Source organism: Patescibacteria group bacterium (genome assembly GCA_041660565.1).
Lineage (GTDB): Bacteria > Patescibacteriota > UBA1384 > CAJBMM01 > CAJBMM01 > JBAZWC01.
Genome location: JBAZWC010000002.1, coordinates 139151 through 160757, shown reverse-complemented (window position 1 = coordinate 160757; position 21607 = coordinate 139151). Strand labels below are relative to the sequence as shown.

The following is a 21607-nucleotide window of genomic DNA, read 5'->3' as shown; positions in this document are numbered from 1 at the left end:
TCAATTGGTCAAATTGGATAAATTGGGCTGATTGGAATTTTTTAAAATTTAAAATTAAAAATTTAAAATTCGCGCTTGTATGCTGCTTGGTTTTGCCACCAGCTATCAACCAGCCGTGAGAACAGACTGCCCTCGCGGCGCCAACGATATCGCAACACAAAACCTACTTTATCATACCACGAGCCGTATATTTGAATATAGCGCTCCATATCCTTATACCACCCCTTAGGCACAACCAGCGCGCTGGAAAGATCGGGAAAAATGACGCCATCAAAAAATATTTTGATTGATGAAATGGCCATGGTTTGGTGCTTGTTGTTAATGATTTTTTCAGTCCAGTATAACAACGTTAGATCGTCGTTAATATCGGAAAACTGATTTTTCAAGCAGGTTGATAATCTCACTAACACGGAATGCCCCAAGAAGTGACTGTTGGCGATGTTTAATTCGTCTTCGGGTATTTCGATAACCGATTTCATCTGATGTGGCCACTTGCCAAAACGCGTGGCGCCAAAAACAATTCCCTTATCATCTGGGCGCACCATGGAGGGCATAAATAAATCAATATTGGTGTGAGTGCGTAAAGGTACCGCCATCTCGGCTAGGAATTCACGTTCGGGCGTGCAGCCCGATTGAATAAAACAGACCGCATCGACATTGGAATATCGGCCGCGCTCAACTGCAATTGATAACAGGGTACTTAGTGAAGCGCGCGGGGCGGTAATTAACGGTAACCAATTAAAATCACGTAATAAATTGTGACGCAATAAATCGCGCTCGTAAGGAACGGTGCAAACGATTTCGTGATTACGATAGCGCATTTGTTGCACACTACGAATAGTAGTGTAGGTTTTAGCGCTGTCCGGACTAGCAATAATTACGGTTAAAATTTTCGGTTGAACTAACATGGTGGGGCTCCAATTTAAAATTTCAAATTGAAAATTTAAAATTATTTTTTGTGCCCCTCCCAGAACAGGTCATAATGACAGTAAATCAATCGTTTTGCAAGCGCCATCACTGTCATTACGGGCTTGATTGTTCCTTTAGGAACTAACGACTCCAACCGCAAGGTTGCGAGAAGTACCCGGAATTTATGTAAAAAACTCCAAATTCCGATGACTCCAATTAAGACAATTTCTCCTGTCCTTGTATTTCAGCTGGTTTTTGGCATTATAAAGATATGAAAATTGCGGTCGTAATTCCGGCCTACAACGAATCCAAACATATCAAAGCATTACTTGAGCAAATGCCGCAGTTTATTAATGGGCACGAACTGTGTGCGATTGTGGTTGACGACGGTTCAAAAGATGACACCTCAAGGCATGCCAAATCGGTTAAAGGCGTGACGGTACTTAGGCACGTTACAAATCTGGGCAAGGGGGCAGCGGCCAAAACCGGTTGTGATGCGGCATGCAAAATGAAAGCCGACGTCATTGTGTTAATGGATGGCGATGGCCAGCATCGGGTAAACGACATTCCCAAAATGGTGGCGCCAGTTTTGGAATCACGATCAGCGTTAGTAATTGGTTCCCGTCCGCGATGCAAGGCGATGCCGATGACCATGCGTTTTGCCAATTGGTCGCTCTCGTTTTTGTCTCAAATGCTATTTAACATTCATGTCAGAGACACTCAATCCGGTTTTCGAGCATTTCCCGCCGAAATTTATCCGCAAATTCGCTGGCGATCTAGTGACTATGGCATGGAGACCGAGATGCTGATATTATCAACTTATCGTCGCATCCCCTGTCACGAAGTCGAAATCGATACAATATACTTAGATAATTTTAAAGGCACAACGGTTGTTGATGGTTTGCGTATCTTGCGAACGTTGTTGAAGTGGAGGTTATTATGGTCTCGGGAATTCAAATCATTGGAGTCCTTTTTGGTTTAGTTTTAAGCTATTTTACTTATTTAGCCTATAAACGCACCCAATTTACCATTCGCGAATATTTAGGATGGCAGACTATTTGGGTTTGTTTTGTTTTAGTTACTCTTTACCCGAACATGTTTCAAGTTTTTAGTAGCAATTTAGGCACGGCGCGCGCTTTTGACCTTTTTTCGGTACTCGGGTTTACGGTTGTTTTGGGGATTTCGTTTTACACTTACGTTAATTTGGATCGTTTGCGAAAAACTTTAGAGAAAACGATTCGCGATTTATCATTAAGGGAAATTGATGACAATAAAAAAACAAAGAAAAATTAGCGTTATTACCCCTTCTTTTAATCAAGCTGATTTTTTACGCCAAACTATCGAAAGCGTAATCAACCAAGAAGGGGATTTTAAGATTGAATATATTGTGATGGACGGCGGTTCCACCGATCATTCCGTGAAGGTGCTACAAGAGTATGAGACAAAGTTAAAGCAATCTAACCTGGTTGATTTTATTTGGCATAGCGAAAAAGATCACGGGCAGTCAGATGCGATTAATAAAGGGATGCGTATCGCATCTGGAGACATCATTGCCTACATTAACTCGGACGACACTTATTGCGCGGGTGCGTTTGATCAGGTAGTTAAGGCGTTTTCAGATCATCCCAAATCACTATGGGCTACCGGATACTGTCATATTATTGACGAGAATGGCCGGTTGATTTCGAACTTGGTGACGCGATACAAAAACTTCTGGTTGAAGCGATATTCTTACGTCACGCTGCAGGTTTTAAATTATGTTTGCCAACCCGCCACCTTTTGGCGTCGAGAAGCTTTGGATCAGTTCGGCTTTTTTGATGAAAGTCTGCACTACACTATGGATTATGACTATTGGTTAAAAATTGGTAAGGTAAACCGTCCGGTGATTATCAAACAATTTTTGGCCAATTTTCGTATTCACAGCGCCTCTAAAGGCAAAACGGCCTACATTAAGCAGTTTGACCAAGATTATTTGAGCGTAAAAAAGTATTCCAGTAATAGTTTTTTGATCTTTTTGCATTTTGTCCATAACGGCTTAATTAAGCTCGCGTACCGGATGACAAAGTGATGGCTAAGAGCGAGATTGATTTAGGGCCGAAGCCGCGTCAGATAAAAAGCGTGCTAATGGTGATTCCGTATTTTGCACCGGCATGGAGTTACGGTGGGGTGGTACGGGTAGCGTATAATCAAGCTTGCGAATTGGTAAAGCGGGGGATAAAGGTAACGGTGGCTACCTCTGACGCCGGAGACGCACCTCATCGCATTAACAAAACCGCAGAGACTATCGACGGCATCCAAATTGTTCGTTTTCGTAATCCCAGCAACAATTTGGCGAAATTTCATAACTTTTATCTACCGTTCGGGTTTGCGGGGTGGATGAAAAAAAATGTTAAAAATTTTGACGTAGTGCACTGTCACGATTATTTTACGGTCCAAAACATCATTACCAGTCGTGTTTGCGTTGCAAATGATGTGCCATACGTGGTCCAACCTCATGGTGTGTTATCATTGGTTAGTCGCCAAGCCAAACTATCGTGGGTCAAAACTACATTTATTCGGTTATTTCATCGCATTGTTGATCGTGCGAACGCGGTCATTGCGCTTTCACCCAAAGAACTATCAGATATTTCAGTACTTTATCCGAGTGTCAAAAGTAAGGTGGTCGTTGTTACCAATGGAGTGGATCCATTAGAATTTTTAGATGTGCCAAAAGTTAACTTGGTGCAAAAATTTGATCTTGCGCCGGAGTCAAAAGTGATTTCGTTCGTGGGGCGAATTCAGTACATTAAAGGACTGGATATTGCTTTTCAGGTTATCAAACAATTAAAAAAACCCGGCATGAACGTGGTTTTTTTGATTATTGGCCCGGATGAAGGTGAAAAAGCCAATTTAGACAAACTTGCCTTAGAATTGAAAATCTCAGATAATGTAATATATACTGGTTTATTGTCGGGCAAAGAAAAACTATCTGTAGTGAAAAGCTCCGATTTGTTTTTGCTGATGTCGCGATCGGAGGGTATTCCTATGACCGTTCTTGAAGCTTCGGCGTTAGGGGTGCCGGTAGTTTGTTCCAAAGATTGTAATCTACCCGAGATCGAACAGATGGGCGTTGGTAGGGTAGTGGATGACGTTGGGTCAGCCGTTGAAGCGGCATCACAAATATTAAGCAATACTGATCTGCAAAAGACATTGCAAAAAAATACGGTTCGCTTTGTAGACCACTTTTCTCTCTCAAATTCGGTATCAAAATTAATTAAAACATATCAAATATGATGAACACCTATCTATCAGCATTAATTATCATTGCCGTTTTGGGATTGTGCTCGGTGACTGCCTATTTGCCGTTAATTCTCATTTTCAAAGACGCCAAAATGGCGCAAAAATTCACCGTTCCGGTCTCTATCTCCGCCCAAATTTTGTTTGGCTACATTTTTTATAATTTGAATATCATCAAATATTACCCGGCGGCTTGGTTGATACTGGTGTTTGTGGTAAACGTATACGCATCTTTTGTTTTAGAAATTAAGATGAAAGACATTGTTGCTCGGATCAAACGATGGAAGCCTCGCCAAGTGGGGTGGGTGGTTGCGATACTAATTCCGTTGCTTTATTCGCGCTGCTACGACGCATATAATTTTATGTATCCCGGAGCAAACGATACTTTTGGCCATTATGTGTTGTTAGATAGTTTAAGAACTTTGGGGCGTTTAAGTACCGGGTATTACGCGCCAGGGTTTCATATATTTTTATTTCCTTTATTTCATTTTGTTAGCATCACCGAGATTTTTCGATATGCCGGACCAGCGATCGGGTTGATCTTTCTGCTGTCAGTTTATTTATTGCTGAGAGACACCTTTAAGCATCAAATAATGATGATACTTTTGCTTCTGCTGCTGGCTTGTCCGATTTATAACCAACTTACTTTGCAAACGATTAGCTTTTTCTCCTCAGTTCTAAGTTTTATGCTATTTGTGCCCTTGCTTTATCTAATTTATTCAGTCAAAACAGTTGGCTTTTTACGTTCAGTGGCACTGGGACTGTGGTTTTCGGCCGCGCTGGCAATTACGGTGCCGTATTTTTTTGTTCAATACATTCCGGCTCTGTTGGTTGCGACGCTGTTGGGCTTTATTTTTAAGCGTCGGTGGAATCACGACTATTTCAAGTATTTGGTAACGTTTGTCGCTATCGCAGCCATCGGCTTACTGCTATCGTTTGGTCATGTTTATTTGCAAGCCACAGTTTTAAGCAGATACGGCGGATTCCCGAACGTTGCGGTATCATCTACCACTTCCGACGGCCAGATTGTATTGGAGTCAAATCAGGCTCCGAATACCTTTACCAGCAGTCCGCCTAGCATAAGTAGCAAACCGAGTGGTTTTGTTAGCAGCAAATTTTATAAACGATATATTGCCCCCGCAATACGTACCGGCAAAGATTGGGTCAAAATTAAAAACATTCGGCCGATGAATAATATTCTCTCAGTCGGAGCGTATTTATGGATGATTTTGTCGCTTGGGTTGCTAATTTATGCGTTAATTAAAAAACGCCTGCCACTATTTATCATTTCCATATTCTGTTTGGTGTTGGGTTTCTCCACCCAAACCGGAGTATTTGAATTGATGTTGTATCGCGGACGAAGCGGGTGGTATCTGCTGCTGTTGTCAATACTCGGGCTTACTTATGCCTTTGACGAATTCTACCGTCAGAAATTCCGCATTGCGCTTTATATCTTATTAGTGGCTCTGTGGGTATCACCGTTTATTTACCCGGCTCATTTTTATCGCGGATATTATACTTCCGGGTTTGATGAAAGTGCCAAAATTGCCCGTGATTTTCCAAGCAGTCATATTTTGCTTTTAGCCAATGATAGTTGCCGTGATTTTACAATGATGTCTGAGCGTTTAGCTTACGGCAAGCTTAACGATGAAAATTTGAAAAAGAATTATGGTACCGATCAGGTTTTTCTGATTTTTGAAAAACAGCCGTACCCTACTAATCCGGTGTTAGCCCAAATTGCGGTAGCAGATGCCAAAGGGTTGAGCTCGTTTGATGCCAAGCAAGAAAAATTGAAACAAAAAAATGAAGCGAATAATCAGAAAATTAAATCGATGGAACAATTTGGCCAATACCAACTATACTATGAAAATGAAGATTTACAGTTTTATCACTTGGTTAAAAAATAATGATCTTAAATTTGCTTATTACCCTATCAATTTTTTTGTTATTTATTGCTGTGGTTACACTCGCGGGGCAAAGGGTATGGCGGTTGGTATTTAATTTACCCGAAAGTAAGTTGTTTGTCGTCGCGTCTTCGTATCTTATTGGCTTGACCATATTCGTACTCCTACTTGAGTTTTTGGGCATATTAAGGTGGTTTAACGGCTGGACTGTTTCAATTGCCGCTGTGGCGATGTTTCTAGTCGCTCTGGGCGAAATTAAACAACTGCGCAAACGCCGCATAGACCGCCGGAATATTTTAGCGGAAATTAAGAAACAAAAATGGCTGCTTATCCCGTTGATTATCTTAGCCGGTGTAAACATTTTAGCTTGTTTTGCGCCTGCCACTGCCTGGGATGAGGTGGCTTATCATTTACCCGAAGCAAATTACATCGTTCATCAATCCGGATTCGTTTTGCCGCTAGGCGGGTCGAAATTTTATGGCAATTTGCCAATATCCATGGAGACCCTCTTTGCGTTTGGAATGATGGTTAAAGGTGTATCGTTAATGCATTTGCTGCACTTTAGCTACTTTTTGGCGATGATGGTGGCAATTATTGGGTTCTTGCACAAGAGGTATTCGCTCAATACCGGCCTTATTGCTGCTATATTGATATTTTTTGTGCCTCAACTAATCGAGAACGCCACTAGTGGTTACATCGACGCAGGCGAGGCGGTGATGGAGGTAATGGCTATTTTATCGATGACAGCGTGGCTTGAATCAAAATCCGAGCGTTATATTTGGTTATCCGGATTCTTTTTTGGGGCAGCAGCGGGAATCAAATACTCGGCTTTTTATGGTATTTTGACCACAGTGGTGGTGGTAGCAATATTCTTAACGGTTCGTCGTCAGTGGTCGGCGAAATTTCTTAAAACTATGTTGTATTTTACCGGAATCGCCGCGCTGGTAGGTGGGTTTTGGTACGTCAAAAACTGGATCGTATTTCATAATCCCACCTATCCGCTAATTTTGGTTCACCCGGGATATACCGATAATGAAATTAATACCTTAAACGCGGCGATCAAAAACTTCTCAGTTCCGCGCACGTTGACCAATTTTCTACGTATTCCGGAGATATTTTGGCAGAATACCGCCGGATATTATAATCTATTCATCTTTTCATCATTTTTCGCCCCGTTTGCCCTTCTCAATCCTAAAAATCGTCGCACTACACTGCTATTGTCTTCCTTGGTCGTAGTCGACATTGTGGCGTGGTTTTTTGTCATTAGTCACCAACAGCGATTTTTGTTTCCGGCGTTGGTAGTACTATCAATTTTATCTGCCATCACTTTGTCAAACCTAAAGCCGATTGCCTACAAAGTCGGTGGAGTTATTCTGATCGCGGTAGTGATAATTAACAGTCTAAATCCTTTTGTTCCGACCAGACGTATTCTAAATTCCCTATTTTATGATACATTTAAGGTGGAAGAAGCGGCGTACGCCACCGGGCGCATTGGTGAAAGCGCCTATTTGCGTTATAAGCTGGGCGATTTTGCACTGGTGACGGATTACATTAACCATCATTATCAAGGTGTCGTAACGTTGAATATTTGGAATCACACCGCTCAGTATTATTTAGAAAACGGTAATAGTTACACCTATGCCGTCCCTAGCGATTCAGATTATGCCGGTTTTATCAGCCAAAATAAGATCAAATTACTGGCGGTTGACGTGCGATTGCGCCAAAAGTTTATTGACTTAAAAAATTGGGGCGCTTATACCGATAACGGAATTGCCCTTGAGCAGTATTTTATCAGTCACGCTACATTAATAGTAAATAACCCTAACAGCCAATTATACGAGATTAAACCATGAAAAATACTTGCCCGCTTTGCCAGAGTCAAAATTTAACGTCCGTTCAGTCGATTTCTACGCGTAGTATTAAATTTTTGTATCGGATTTCTTTGAAACTGAATATCGAAATGCCCAAAGAGATTTCACGAGTTAATCTGATGCAATGCGAGGGATGCCAACTGAGATTTTATACTCCGGCGATTGTGGGCGACGGTGGTTTTTATCACAAATTATCTGCAATTCCTTGGTATTACGCTCAGCATAAAGATGAATATGATTATGCCAAAAAACTGATTTCTGAATCTGACCATGTGTTAAGTATCGGTAGCGGCAACGGGTATTTTTCTAAACTGATTCCGACTAAAAAATATGTTGGGTTAGAGATCAATAAAGAGGCGGCCAAGCAAAATCCTCAGATCTTGATAGAGGATATCGCCACTCACGCTAAGTCTAACGCCGAAAAGTACGACGTGGTTTGCTCTTTTCAAGTATTGGAGCATATCGAAAATCCGCGCGAATTTTTACAGTCTGCGGTGAAATGTTTGAAAAAAGGTGGCACGTTAATAATGTCGGTGCCAAGTGAAGATAGCTATGTTGGCGAAATTATTAATGGGGCATTAAACCTACCGCCTCATCATCAAACCAGATGGACGGATGGCGCACTAGCCGGGATAGCTACCTTGTTTAATCTTGAAATGAAGGACATTTATCACGAAACCCTGCCACCAACCCAGTACAAACTGTATTTGCGGACGATCTTTATGAAAAGTTTTTACAAATTATTTTGGCGTAAACAGCGTGTAGTTGATACTTCGATTGTGTTTTGGCTGTCGCTAATTAAAGCAGAAGTTTTGGCATTGTTTTTCAAGCGCGGAATGTCGGTAAAAACGGCACCGTATGGGCATACCGTCACCGCGGTTTATATTAAAAAATAAGGTGGAGTGATGGCTCGATCGCAAAAAACAGCTCAACCAATTTTAGCCATTGTGGTGCCGTGCTTTAACGAAGAAGAGGTGCTTCCTACCACCATTGCCAAGTTATTAAAGGTGGTTGATGAACTAAAATGCCAAAAATCGATTCACAATGACAGCTTTTTGTTTTTGGTTGATGACGGGTGCAAAGACTCTACATGGCAAATTATTACTCAAACTAACCGCCAAAACGATCGGGTTAAAGGACTAAAGTTAGCCAAAAACGTCGGGCATCAGAACGCACTGCTGGCCGGGCTGTTGTCTGTTAAAGATAAAGCTGATTGTGTAATTTCGATTGATGCCGATTTGCAACAGGATCAAAAAGCGATCCATCAATTTGTGCAGAAATATCTGGATGGAGCAGATATTGTTTATGGCATTAGGTCTAATCGCCAAACCGACAGTATGATCAAAAAGCTGACGGCGTTATTCTTCTATCGATTCATGAAATTAATGGGCACGGGGGTGATTCGCAATCACGCCGACTATCGCTTAATTTCTAAACGTGCTTTGGACACCTTGGCGGAATATCAAGAAACAAACCTGTTTTTGCGTGGCATCGTTACCGACCTTGGGTACGAAACAGCGATTGTCTATTTTGACGTTACAGATCGCGCTTTGGGTAAATCCAAATACAATATGCGAAAGATGATTTCCTTTGCCTTAAACGGGGTGACCTCGTTTAGCGTGGTGCCGCTGCGGGTGGTGGCACTAATCGGTTTTATAATTTTTCTACTTAGTCTGATAATGGGTGGATATGTTTTGTATGAATCGGTAGTAGTGAATCACACTGTTCCGGGATGGGCATCTACTGTACTGCCGATCTACTTTATTGGTGGGGTGCAGCTACTCTCTTTGGGAGTGGTGGGTGAATATATTGGCAAAATATATCAAGAAGTCAAAAAGCGCCCACGATTTATTAAAGATGAGGAGATTTGGTGATATACAGAGACATCTTGTTGTATCTATTTTATGTAATTGTGAGCTCGTATGGATTATTTCAAATTAAAAATGCGGGTGGTGGATATTTTGGTTTCCCATTTTTATTCGGACTGTTTTGCTACGGTGCCGGTTTTGTGATTTGGATTATTATTCTTAAACTTAATCCGCTTTCAACCGCCTTTCCGATTGCCGCCAGTTCTTTGATTATCGCTACACAGCTGGTAGGTTATTTTGCACTTGGCGAAAAATTCAGTTCGTTAAAACTAGTCGCCATCTTGTTGGTATTAAGCGGCATTGTGTTATTTTATTTAGATGGGCGAAAGGGGTAATAAAAATGTCGAAAGTGGAACAGCAGGCCAAGCATTTTAAGAGCGTATCCGAAAAATATTTTACTAGTCGTCAGCTACCCAACCATTTGCTGTTAAAAGATCTAATGTGGGGTCATTTTTTGAAACGCCATCAATCGATCAAAAAAGATCAGATGTTGGTGTTAGAGCCGTTGTGTGGGTACGGAGAGGGTAAAGAAATCCTTGAAGATCATCTAAAAACCAAAGTGGTTTATGAAGGTTTTGATATCAGTGAGTTCTTGGTGGAAGCGGCGCAAAAAAAACATCCTGACAGTCGAATTTTTGTCGGTGATGCCACCACTTTTAAGCCGACGAAAAAATACGATTTAATTATTGTGATCGGCGGATTGCATCATGTCCCTGACTACGTTGAGACCTTGATGGCTAGTTTGAGCGATGGGCTAAATAAAGGCGGTTATTTTATTGCGCTTGAGCCAACCCAAAATAACCGATTGTTTAAGCGTATTCGGGCCAAAACATATCAGAAAAATGATTTTTTTGATGAAGAGACCGAGCGCGCTTTTGACTTAAAAGATCTAAATAAATTAATGTCAGATCATCGCTTAGAGGTTATAGATCAAATGTACCCCGGATTGTTGTCATATATCTTATTTTACAATCCGGATGTATTCCCATGGTTAAACATTGGCGGGAAATGGCTGGTAAAGGCTAGTTTTGCGGTTGATAAATTATTTATGCGAAATCTAATTGGTCGCAAACTATCATTTGCCACGTTAACTCTGGCCCGGAAAGTGGATTAAATGCAGCAGCTTGGCACCTTTTATCAAAAGCATCATTACATCGTGGCGTTTGCGGTAATTTTGGTGTTTTGGGCGTTGTTTTACGCCATTACCGGCACATACAAATCTGGTTTCCATCTAACCGACGATCACGAAATTATTGAACTCTATCACAACGCCACCACCGCCAGTTTGGGCTTTATTAATCACGCATATGGCTATATTCACTCCGATATTTTTGGTACCGGCCGGTTTAGACCGTTTTATTACACTTTTCGCTTTATCCAAATTGCGGTGCTCAAAACCGATCAACGCGTTTGGTCAATTTGCTTGGCCGGTCTGGCGGTAATCACTTCGTTTTTCTTTTATGTTTTTGCCAAAAAACTGACTAAATCCACGGTGCTTGCCGCGCTATTTGTGGCTTGGTTGTTAGTGGGGCGGCAAATGGCGATTTGGTGGCGGCTGGGTCCGGCCGAAACCATCGGTACGGTGTTGTTATCGGTTGCGCTGTTGTTGATGATTTTAGCCGCACAACACCGACGATATCGCCTGTGGTACGAGATATCATTCATCATCGCCATTACCTTAATGTCGCTGGTCAAAGAGAGCTTCGTGATGGTAATCCCGGGAATGATCGCATTAAAATACTTTTTACAGATAAAAGATGGGCGAAAATTAAATACGGTTGATTATCTCTGGTTAGTGGTGCCGCTGCTGGTTGGTCTGGCCGAGATATTGTTTATAAAATTTGGGATGAAAATGGGTGGGTTAAGCTACGCCGGTGTGGAAGGATTTATGCCGCTGCGCTACTTCTTTATTTTCCGCACTATTTTAGGATTTAATGGCTGGTCGTTAGTTGCTTTGGCGGCGGTGTTGTCGATATTAATCGTCGGAGTTTCGAGCAGTCAAGAGCTGATGACGCGATGTCGGCGGTTGGTGGTGGAATTAAGATGGCCAATTTTTATCGTGTTGTTAATCATCCTGCCGCAATCGGTGTTATACGCGAAATCTGGCATCAATGCCGACCGCTACATTTTGCCGTCAACGCTCGCTTTGGGCTTGGGGGTGGTGTGGCTGATGCAAAAGCTGAGAGATGATAAGCAAAACTACTGGCTCTATTTGGCGCTGGTGATAATTAACGTGTATTTTTTATTCGGGGCGCTTCAAACCACTTTGCTAAAAGCTAAAAGTTACTCTGCGGAAGGGCAAGAAACCCGAGCGATGTTGCAATCGATTAAACTCAACACTGGTGCATCAAGCAATGTGGTAATTGTTTCTGATCCGTCGGTCACACCGGAGTGGAGCTCGTCAATCAAAACTTTTATATCCACCGAATCGGACCGAGCCAATCTTTACGCGTTGCCGATATCAAACAACGCCGCACAGCAGAGTACATTCCAACAAAATCCAAGCAGTTTTTGCGGTAATAAATGTTCCGTAAATATCACAGACACCTCAAAAATAGACGCGGTGCTGGTTTTCTCGGATGTGCTGACGCTTTTTCAAGCCAATCCCCCAAGTTGGTTTAATTTGTCAGATTTTAGCTGTCAGATATCCGGTAATTATTTGCAATTTACACTGTGTGTCCGAAAATAATTGCTATCGCCTAAACCCATTTTTTAATGACTCCCCTCGTAAAGTCATCGTGCCATTCGGATACGGTGTACATGGTAGCGTGGCGTACCAACATTGATCACCATTAACCGGGGACCAAACTGTTCCGGTACCCAAGCGATCTTCGACCGCGGTGACGGGGTAGTCGGCGGGATATTTTAGGTGGAGTTTAACGATGGAGTATGAGGTAAAATGATCGTTAGTGTAAATTAAACAATATACAATGCTAACAATGCCAATAATAATCGTCGCCCGTGGAATTCGGCGACAGACTAAATACAGCGGGTACGAAATTAGCATCATACTGCTAGCGGCAATAAATCCTTGCCCAAATCTAAAAGATGGGGCACTAATCAGCCAAAAAACCACCCCGCCAATTACACTAATGCCGGAAATTATGACAAGCGCGTGTTCCTGAATAAATCCGGGGCGTTTTTTTGCCATTATCAACAATCCAATTAGGTTGATGAAGCTTAGTGCCGCAATTGCCCACAAATAATTTATTAAATATTGCGGTTGATTCTGATACCAAGTTGGAAACCAGCCGCGGATGCCCTGGTTAAAATAATCGTTTGAAGTGGCGTGGGGAACTTTGGCCCACTGTTCGATCGATTGTTGCACCGCTACCGCATCCGTTTTGTTTAGCTGCCAATCTGGGTGCATGAAGTTGAGATAGGTTGCCGGGTAGGTGATGTATCCTGATTGAATATAATTACGAACCAATGCGGGAATAATCACCGCCGACATTATCGCAACCATTACCAAAACCGCCCGCCATCGTTTTTTAACCACCTCTCGGATCAGTAAGTAAAGAGGAATAAGCAAAACAGTAATGACAGATAGCTTTAGTGTAAGAGTAAAACAAGCCATCAAAATTATTACTTTATCATCTAGTTTCTCAAGCACGAAAAGAATGGATAGGACTACAAAAATGGCGGCTGGGACGTCTGGTGATGGCGTGGCTACATCGGTGGTAAATAGAAAAAACATTAGGGGTAGGGCGCACAATTTGGCAATGGTGGAGATATCCGGCTTCTTAAAATTCCAGTTTGTAAGCAAATAAAGCGTTGACATTAAAATAAGCCAGCCGTTGATTACGTGGAATGATTGCGTTTTAAGAAAACTGAAACTAAACAGCGCTCCGGAAACAAACCACCCGCTACTCATTGCCAATCGAAAGTGTAAATTACCCAAACCGGGCACAGTGCCAAACTGCTCTAGCCAGCGAATCGCTTGGGCGTGATACAAGCCGGTGTCGTAATTTTGTATTGGTTGAATTGTTTGGGTGATGAAAAATGCGGCAAAAATTAAAAACAGGGGAGCAATCCAGATCATATCGCGCTCTAGCAGGCGTCTAAAGCCCGCTGAGGCGATTTTTAGGTATCTTTGCGGATAAATGGCTATCAGTAAAATTGCCAGTGCCAGAGAGGCCGCAGAAGCCCATCCGCTAATCGGCATGAAAAGGGATAATAATGTCGCTAACGCGGTTAAAATAATGAATCCGACAATAGTAGTAGAGGCAAACCGCGGAATCGGTTGTTTACAAAACCGTACCCCAACTACAAACGAAATTAGGGTGATATAAATCCAAATTATTATTGTCGCGAGCATAGTATTTCTTTTGGTGTATGTTTTAATTTTAGATTATATAGATTCCGGGTCAAGCCCGGAATGACAAAGGAAAATTACCAAAATCTATCATCTATTTTCCATCCCCAATCTTCCGAATTGGTTGACAAGGGGGCTAAAATAAAGTAAGATATGGTTTATCGTCGCAGGTGTGCGATCTGTAATACACGCTTCCTTAACAAATCGATCCCAAAGGGGGAAACGTCATTGGATCAAAACCGAGTGATGCATGTGACTGATCGGGAATGGGATGTTCTGCGCTGCCGATACCCGGACCGGGGCGGCCTGATTGACGAGTACGTCGCGTGCTACAATGCGGCGCGACAACCATTGACTGTCCCGGACAACACCACTCACGTGGTGATGTTGACCGGCACCTACTGTGGGCCAAAGACCGGCCCGCGTGAGCACGCTGACACCGAAGAGAACGCGGATCGAATTCGTGCCGCTGTCAGAATGGTACTCGAAGCTGCGTCCTGTCTCCCCACCCTCGTGATCGATGGCGAGACCGAAGAGGAGATCGAGAGTCGCGGCATCGCTGTCTCGGCTGGTATGCCCGCCGACGCGATCACTTACCTCGATTGCGGCCCAACAGGGTCGGCAAACACCGGTACTCAACTTCAGGTTCTGGCAGATTACCTGCGATACGAGACTATCGGACATGTTGTGCTGGTGACGACGGATTACCATGTTCCTCGGGTATTCCGCACCGCACGACACTGGATTGGTGGTCTAACCAGCGTGACACGTGAAGTCGTTGGTATCCCGTCTCTGATGGGATACGGCTACAACGTCAGACTGTCCAAGGTGCTCGAAGGCGAGATCGAGCGCGTCAAACGCTATTCCGCGTCGGGAATCATCTCGCCCATACCCTAGGAGGGGGACAATGTCGCCCACGACGAGGTTGTTTGGGCTGACCAACGCCGCCTTGCATGACTTTGGTGTAGGGTTGTGGCTGACGTACCTGCTGGCAAAGGGACTCGATGTCCACGTTAGCTACTGGTGCTATCTGGCGGGCATGGCGTTTTCGGTGCTGCCAGACGCCGACATTGTGGTCGGCGCCTTGCTCAAGAGAATGGGAGTGAAGATCAAACACCATCGCGATCTGTTCCACTTCCCCATCCTGTTCGTCCCTGTGGTGGTGGCTGTCACGGTGCTGATCGCTCAGTGGCTGCACGGAAACCAGTTGTTCTGGGGGTTGCTGGCATTCACTTGCCTGATCATGCACTTCGTGCACGACAGCACAGGCGAGGCGAATGGCTGCGGGCTAACCTGGCTCGGGCCGTTTTCGCCAACTTTCTACCGACTGTTCGGCACCGCAAACGGGCGGCGTTATCTCGTCCGGGCAATACCTGGAGACGTGGTGCTGGGCTATTACTCCAAGACGGTAGACGAGTGGCTGATAGAGTACTACGTCAGACTGACCCCGGAGGCGTTGCTCGGACAATGGTTGTTCGTCTCTGGAGTGGTGCTGGCACTCTTCTCCTGACCAGCTGATGGTTGCTCCAAAGCGGGTGCTTGCTAGCGCAAGTGCCCGTTATTTTTTTGCCAATTTTGGCAATCTTTAATCGCTAATAGTAAATGCTGGCTAAACACGCCGGCCTTTTTTTGGGCATCATCTTCAGATAAAAATCCGCTGGCCCACAATGGCACCCAGCTGCTGATACGCATCATTTTGTAGATGTATTTGTAAGTGTCCTCTATCTCAACTTTAGTATTAACCAACTTAGCCAAGCTATGGTCCAAATCATATAAATTTGTGCACAAAGTAACGGCCGGGTGTTGGTTGATGTAGACATTTGGCGCAAAAGAGAGCACCGGCTTGCCGTGCATTAGCGCTTCAATGCCGATGGTAGAGTTGTAGGTTAAAACCGCTTTGGCATGATGAATAACCTCCCATGCCGGGATTTGTGGCGAAATTAAACGCACGTTTGGTAGTGAGGCAATTTGACCAAGGAATCGCGCCGGAAAATGTTTACGCCATTTTGGATGTTCACGCACATATAACAGGGTGTTATCGGGTAAGACTCGGCTGATGGCCTCAATAATTAGTGATTGATTGGCGTATGGTTGCGAACGCAGCACTATGGTAGATTCGGTTGGCAGCTGCAATCCTAAAAACAGATACGATGCGGTGGGGTCAAACTGCTTTTCCAGTCGTCTTTTTAGCCATTTTTCCTCAAACCACAGCCACGGCTGAGACAAAGCCATTTTAATAAAATTGGGGTAGCGGTAAAAATGAGCGATGCGAGCGGAATAAAACTTTAAGGCGCTGGCTTTGTGGGTTTCCGGATATTGATACGGCGGCCTTTTGTTTTTAATAAAATCTCGCACAAACTCTTTGGCTTGTTCTAGTGTAACGTCTGTATTCAAAACCGCTTCTGACAATCGCTCTTTGCCGAACTCGAATTGTTGGCTGAATAAGCTGTTGGCCAAAAAACCTTCGCCATGACGAATGAAAACCAAATTATTTTTCAGCGCTATCACCCGTCCAAATTCCGCTTCGGCCTCAGGAGATTGATCGCAAAAAATAACGTCATACCCGTTCTTTTTGACTAAGTTCTCTAGGTAGACAAATTTCTCTACTAATAATTGATGATTATTAAGCTCTTTTTCCGGTACGGTTATGCGACGAGTATCTTGAGTTTTGGTGACCTGAATAATGTCCGAATAATAGGCGTGATTTAGGGTAAAATTATATTCGTTTTCAATGCGAGCCGCTTCTCGGTGGAAATCAGTTATTTTGCGATGATGTTCAAAGAAAAAATGATGATGTTGCGTCCGATCGCACTTTTTTTGCGCATCGCTAAAATAGGTAAACTCAAGTTGAATTTCTTTTGATAAGCACTCTTTTTCCAAATCCGCCAAAAAATACGGATAAAACTGGCTGTGGTTTTGCCCGTCAACGTATTTATTTAGAATCCACAATACTTTAATCACTGTTTATCTCGCTTTTAAGCTTATGATACGACAAAAAATGGAAAAAGGAAGCGGTTTGCATTCGGAAAACGATTCGGGTTTGGGGGAAGAACAGGTTGCCAAGGTAGGTTACAATCATAATCGAGATGATCCCAGAGATGGCGGCGCCGATTACTCCAATGCGTGGGATCAATATCAAATCGAGCGCCAAACTGACTATCGCGCCCGCCAAATCTTTATACAGGATGAATTTTTGCAGATTTTCGGTGTAGAACCATTTTGACGCGGCAAAATCGGAGAACATAAAAACATTCGTCCAAATGTAAATCGATAACACCGTGGCGGCTTGGCTAAACTGATCACCATAGAGTAAATGGATAATTTGATGGGCAAAAATGGTAATTGGCACGGCTATTACCACCGCCATCAAAATCATAAAGTTATAAAGCATTTGCAGCCGATGCAGGTATAGTTTTTCGTTTTGCTGTTTGGAGTAGATGATTGCCGGGAAGACAGAGGCGGTGATGGCGATGGCCACAAAACGCAATGATTCGGTTAGCATGGTGCCAACGGAGTAGTTACCCAAAGCGGAATCGCTAATCAAATTACCTACCAATATTTTATCCACGCGTAGGTAAACCATACTCAATGCGCCTGCTGCCATAATTGGCCAGCAGTTGCGAAGCATCGTTTTGGCATAAGGAATGGTAAATTGCCAAGCGCGAAACGACTGTTTATCGTGCCAGTATGCCAGAATTATCCCGATGGCGCTTAAACCAAGTTCGATAATGCTGGCCAGGGCAAAGTAAATTAAAGAGGCGTGTGAAAGTATTAATGCTACTTTAATCGCGCTGGAAACAGAGAAAGCAATCAATCTAACTGTGACTGATTTTTGAGATTTCACTCTTGACTCGAACCATAATGAAATCACATCAAATGACTGGAAAATTAAGCCAACCGCCGAAACTGCTACCAATGCGGTGGTTAGAAAGTCGCGGTGTGACAGTATTAAAATAATTATTATTGCCAAAACCGAGGCGATTGAAGCGCCAACGAGGCGTAAGAAAAACGAGGTGCCCAGAACCTCACCTCTTTTTTCGGACATTCTGACCACGTCACGAATGACAATATCATTAAAACCGGGGTTGGCGATCACGCTAAATATAGCTACGAAAGAAATGGCGTAGTTCCATAATCCGTATTGGCTTGGACCAAGGTAGCGCGCTACCCAAACCCCAACAAAAAAACCCACGCCAATGCGCACAATATTATCCAGCATTATCCAAAACGAGTTGGCGATAATTTGGCGCAAACTGGCAGTTTTTAACATAGATTTGATGCTATCGATCATTTTTGGCGAATCCCATGTCAGTTAGGCGTTTGGCGATGGCGCCATAGATATTCTGGCTATTTTGTGCTTCGTTGACTCCAAATTGTTGGCGGTAAAGCAGATCTGTTGTTCCCGAAATGGTAGTCATCTCCACTGCTTTTAAGAATATGCGTAAATTATTTTCGTCATATTTATACTGACCGGTAAAAATCTGGGTCATCGCCTTAGCGCAGTCCGCATTTGTTTTGATGGGGAATACGCCCGGGGCGTACTGGTAAAAATCGTGGCCAAACATCAATACCGGTTTACCCCGAAAAATTCCTTCCCAACCTGCCGTGCCCATACCGGTTGCCACCGCTTGGGCGTGATCGATTAGCTCGTACGTGCTAGTTTTTACGGGCATTAACCGTACGTTCGGCATGTTTAGCAACTCTCGGAAATAACTAGTGGATCGGCAGCGAGCGTTTTGTGCCGGATGCTCTTTAATGTAAATCAAGACGTTTTTGGGCGCGTAATGTGACAGCAAGGTAGCAATTAAAACCTGGTTAACAAATTCGCCAGCACCAGGTGAAGTGGTTAATTCGGGCTGATAGTGCAACGGAAAGTAGATGTATTTTTGTTTTAGATCAGCTTTTGTGGTGTGTTGGCGATAAAACCAGTGTAAATAAGCCGTACTAATGCCAATTATCTCTCGTCGAGTATAAACGACAAGGTAAATGGGCAGGCGCTTGATAGTACGTTTTAAGGTGGTGAGTAATTTAATTATCACCTGAATTGGCTGAATTATTTTATGAATGGTAAAACGTTGGTTGGTATAACTTAGGGTGATTTTTGACCCGGGGGTAGGGTTAGAGTGGGAATAGTAGCTAAAAATCCGTTCGAATCGTTCAGATAACTTAATCGGTTTGCCTTTGAGCTGGCTCATTATTAAAGGTAAGTTGTCGATCGATTTTTGCCAATCATTAAGTAACAAAGAGGTATCATCAATTTGCGATTGGTGGGTAAAAAGGGTGGGAATGCCCTGCTTTTTGCAAATATCATAAATCACAAAGTCATATATTTCGTGTGGGGTGTTGGTCGAAAAAAATAAGTCAATGTGATTCTTTTTGATGTAATCTAGCCAAAATCGAAGGTGTTTCAAATACATTTCTTTGCGCATCTGATACGAGAGGGGACGCCGGACTTCCAGCCGGTCCATCATTTTTATTACCACTGTTTCAGTTTGAGAGTAAGACTCGATAATTTCTTCGTCTAACGGGGTAATATTATTCCAATTAACGTCGTAATCGGCAAAAAAGATAATTTTCTCCCAATCAAATCGATCGCATTTAACGTGTTTTGGCACCTTGGTTGGCACGTTGTTATAGATAGCAGCGCAGTGTTGCGCCTTAAAATCACGCAAAATTTTAAAAGTTACTTCGGACAGCTCCGGGTCGTCAAAGTCATTGATAATAATATTCATTTAATAATTTGTTTCCAGGTTAGTGGATTGCCTTTTTTAATGTCAGATTTAGCTTTTTTGCCTAAAACTTCGCCTATGAATTTTGGCGGTAAGCCATCACCGGGTCTGATGGACCGGACGTTGTCTGTGGTAAAAATCTCGCCCTTTTTAATATCAGCCACTACAAACAAAGATCGCCCTTGTTTTCGCTCAATCTTCATCCCCGGCGTTAGCTGATAGTTGACGTGACCGAGCGCTTTCTCAGCTTGACGGATTTCGTCTACCATTTTTTTGAATTCATTGGGTTCAAGCGAAAATGATGAGTCCGGGCCGCCCAAATGTCGGTCTAAAATAAAATGTTTTTCAATCATTGATGCGCCTAGCGCTACTGCCGAAATTGGTACTACTGATCCGGGGGTGTGGTCAGATATGCCGACCACGGTCTTGAATTTTTTCTTAATATCTACCATGGTTTGTAAGTTGACCTCATCCCACGGAGTTGGATACGCCGAAGTACATTTTAGGATGATAATTTGGTGATTTCCAACATTGTGGCAAGCATTAACGGCAGCGCGGATATCGGCTAGTGCCGCCACACCGGTAGCTAATATGACCGGTTTGTTTTTAGAGGCGATATGTTCAATTAACGGTAAATCAACAATCTCCGGCGAGGCTACTTTGTAACACGGTACGCCCATTTCAGCTAGAAAATCCACCGAACTAAAATCAAACGGGGTCGAAAAAAGCATCATTCCCAAATCCTCGGCCACCTTTTTCAATTTCGGTTGCCAATCCCAGGGCATGCTTACCTCGGCAAAAAGTTTGTGCATATTTTGCCCGGCCCAAATGGTGTCTTTAATCTGAAAATACTTGGTGTTTGCATCTAAAGTGATAGTATCGGCGGTGAAGGTTTGCAGTTTTACCGCATCCGCACCGGCTTCTTTCATGGCGTGGATGGTTTTGACCGCCAGATCAAACTTGTGCAGGTGATTCCCCGAAATCTCCGCTACAATTAGCGCCGGTTCCCCCGATCCAATCTTTCGGTGACCAATTTCAATCATTGATGCCTCCGCTAATGATGATCTCTTTGGCTTTTTCACCTTCGTTAAAGAGCAGGTCGATTGCCGACATATACGGCAGAAATTCGCCGAACTGTTGCTTGTAAATCGGATGGTTATAATGCTGAAAAATCATTTTAACGTTATTCTTTTTGTAATAATCCAAATCCAAAATTGCCTCAGCGCCGGCGGCGTCGTACAGCTCGGTGGCACCAATTTTATGGCAGATGTCAACAATGCGGGCGTTTCGTTCTGCGGGCGGGCAAATTTGAGACGAATATTTGACCGGGGTAGTAATGCCCACCTTTGCGCGCACAAACTCATTTAGCGCCACATTCAAATCAATTAATTTGGTAAAATCGCGCGCATAGATTTCACGTATCCCATCAATGTAATGGTCAAAATAAGGTGCTTTGCGGTAGCTGTTTTCAATCGATCCAAGGTGTTTACGTCGCCAATTTTCTTGATTATTGATTAAAGTTTGATTGATTACCTGCTCGTGCTCGCCTTTTTTTAACACTGGCACGGTCAACATTAGCTCGCCGGTGGCGGTTTTAATGCGATTGCGTTGCTGCCAACTTTTGCTCACAAATTGGACATCGTCAAAATAGACAAAAACGTCAGAAGACAGCATCAACTCAAAGTAGCCGAGCCATGGCAAATAGGTCGGTTGCATTATGGCGCATCTCATATTA

20 protein-coding genes are annotated in these 21607 nt (G+C 43.3%); 13 read left to right on the top strand and 7 right to left on the bottom strand.

What is annotated here, in order from left to right; all coding sequences use genetic code 11:
• Positions 1-62 precede the first annotated feature (62 nt).
• On the bottom strand, positions 63-908 hold the full coding sequence (locus WC773_03370; protein MFA6082425.1) for a hypothetical protein: 846 nt from the start codon (positions 906-908) through the stop codon (positions 63-65).
• Between the two features lie 272 nt (positions 909-1180).
• Between WC773_03370 and WC773_03365 the strand changes: the two genes are divergently transcribed.
• From WC773_03365 to WC773_03315, 11 genes are all read left to right on the top strand, one after another.
• The gene (locus WC773_03365) at positions 1181-1891 is read left to right on the top strand and encodes a glycosyltransferase family 2 protein (GenBank protein ID MFA6082424.1); all 711 of its coding nucleotides are present in this window, start codon (positions 1181-1183) and stop codon (positions 1889-1891) included.
• Positions 1849-2202 (top strand): DUF2304 domain-containing protein, encoded by a 354-nt coding sequence (locus WC773_03360; protein MFA6082423.1) that lies wholly within the window; start codon positions 1849-1851, stop codon positions 2200-2202. The genes WC773_03365 and WC773_03360 overlap by 43 nt, the downstream gene beginning before the upstream one ends.
• On the top strand, positions 2174-2977 hold the full coding sequence (locus tag WC773_03355) for a glycosyltransferase family 2 protein (protein ID MFA6082422.1): 804 nt from the start codon (positions 2174-2176) through the stop codon (positions 2975-2977). Before WC773_03360 ends, WC773_03355 begins: the two co-directional genes overlap by 29 nt.
• Positions 2977-4182 (top strand): glycosyltransferase, encoded by a 1206-nt coding sequence (locus WC773_03350; protein ID MFA6082421.1) that lies wholly within the window; start codon positions 2977-2979, stop codon positions 4180-4182. The genes WC773_03355 and WC773_03350 overlap by 1 nt, the downstream gene beginning before the upstream one ends.
• Complete coding sequence (locus tag WC773_03345) at positions 4179-6092, top strand: hypothetical protein (GenBank protein ID MFA6082420.1); 1914 nt, start codon at positions 4179-4181, stop codon at positions 6090-6092. Before WC773_03350 ends, WC773_03345 begins: the two co-directional genes overlap by 4 nt.
• A gap of 11 nt (positions 6093-6103) precedes the next feature.
• A complete protein-coding gene (locus WC773_03340) occupies positions 6104-7942 on the top strand; it encodes a hypothetical protein (GenBank protein ID MFA6082419.1) in 1839 nt (612 codons plus the stop codon).
• 89 nt (positions 7943-8031) lie between these two features.
• Positions 8032-8856 carry a class I SAM-dependent methyltransferase gene (locus tag WC773_03335; protein ID MFA6082418.1) on the top strand — a complete coding sequence of 275 codons (825 nt, stop codon included), beginning with the start codon at positions 8032-8034 and terminating at the stop codon, positions 8854-8856.
• A gap of 9 nt (positions 8857-8865) precedes the next feature.
• Entirely contained in the window at positions 8866-9834 is a 969-nt protein-coding gene (locus WC773_03330) for a glycosyltransferase family 2 protein (protein MFA6082417.1), read from the top strand.
• On the top strand, positions 9831-10163 hold the full coding sequence (locus WC773_03325) for a hypothetical protein (GenBank protein MFA6082416.1): 333 nt from the start codon (positions 9831-9833) through the stop codon (positions 10161-10163). Before WC773_03330 ends, WC773_03325 begins: the two co-directional genes overlap by 4 nt.
• Before the next feature lie 5 nt (positions 10164-10168).
• A complete protein-coding gene (locus WC773_03320) occupies positions 10169-10942 on the top strand; it encodes a class I SAM-dependent methyltransferase (GenBank protein MFA6082415.1) in 774 nt (257 codons plus the stop codon).
• Positions 10943-12517, top strand: a complete 1575-nt coding sequence (locus WC773_03315; protein MFA6082414.1) for a hypothetical protein — start codon at positions 10943-10945, stop codon at positions 12515-12517.
• Positions 12518-12520: 3 nt separating this feature from the next.
• On the opposite strand, the gene WC773_03310 is transcribed toward WC773_03315, so the two are convergent.
• Complete coding sequence (locus tag WC773_03310; protein ID MFA6082413.1) at positions 12521-14146, bottom strand: hypothetical protein; 1626 nt, start codon at positions 14144-14146, stop codon at positions 12521-12523.
• A gap of 225 nt (positions 14147-14371) precedes the next feature.
• Between WC773_03310 and WC773_03305 the strand changes: the two genes are divergently transcribed.
• Positions 14372-15040, top strand: coding sequence for an ElyC/SanA/YdcF family protein (locus WC773_03305; GenBank protein ID MFA6082412.1), 669 nt, complete (start codon positions 14372-14374; stop codon positions 15038-15040).
• A gap of 10 nt (positions 15041-15050) precedes the next feature.
• Entirely contained in the window at positions 15051-15653 is a 603-nt protein-coding gene (locus WC773_03300; protein MFA6082411.1) for a metal-dependent hydrolase, read from the top strand.
• Positions 15654-15685: 32 nt separating this feature from the next.
• Here the strand turns inward: WC773_03300 and WC773_03295 are convergent, their stop codons facing one another.
• The 5 genes from WC773_03295 to WC773_03275 are packed head-to-tail and all read right to left on the bottom strand — an operon-like array spanning position 15686 to position 21588.
• Complete coding sequence (locus WC773_03295; GenBank protein MFA6082410.1) at positions 15686-17104, bottom strand: hypothetical protein; 1419 nt, start codon at positions 17102-17104, stop codon at positions 15686-15688.
• Positions 17097-18434 (bottom strand): flippase, encoded by a 1338-nt coding sequence (locus WC773_03290; protein MFA6082409.1) that lies wholly within the window; start codon positions 18432-18434, stop codon positions 17097-17099. Before WC773_03290 ends, WC773_03295 begins: the two co-directional genes overlap by 8 nt.
• The gene (locus WC773_03285; GenBank protein MFA6082408.1) at positions 18424-19875 is read right to left on the bottom strand and encodes a hypothetical protein; all 1452 of its coding nucleotides are present in this window, start codon (positions 19873-19875) and stop codon (positions 18424-18426) included. Before WC773_03285 ends, WC773_03290 begins: the two co-directional genes overlap by 11 nt.
• Complete coding sequence (gene pseI / locus WC773_03280) at positions 19872-20915, bottom strand: pseudaminic acid synthase (protein MFA6082407.1); 1044 nt, start codon at positions 20913-20915, stop codon at positions 19872-19874. The genes WC773_03285 and pseI overlap by 4 nt, the downstream gene beginning before the upstream one ends.
• On the bottom strand, positions 20908-21588 hold the full coding sequence (locus WC773_03275) for a WbqC family protein (protein MFA6082406.1): 681 nt from the start codon (positions 21586-21588) through the stop codon (positions 20908-20910). Before WC773_03275 ends, pseI begins: the two co-directional genes overlap by 8 nt.
• Positions 21589-21607 lie beyond the last annotated feature (19 nt).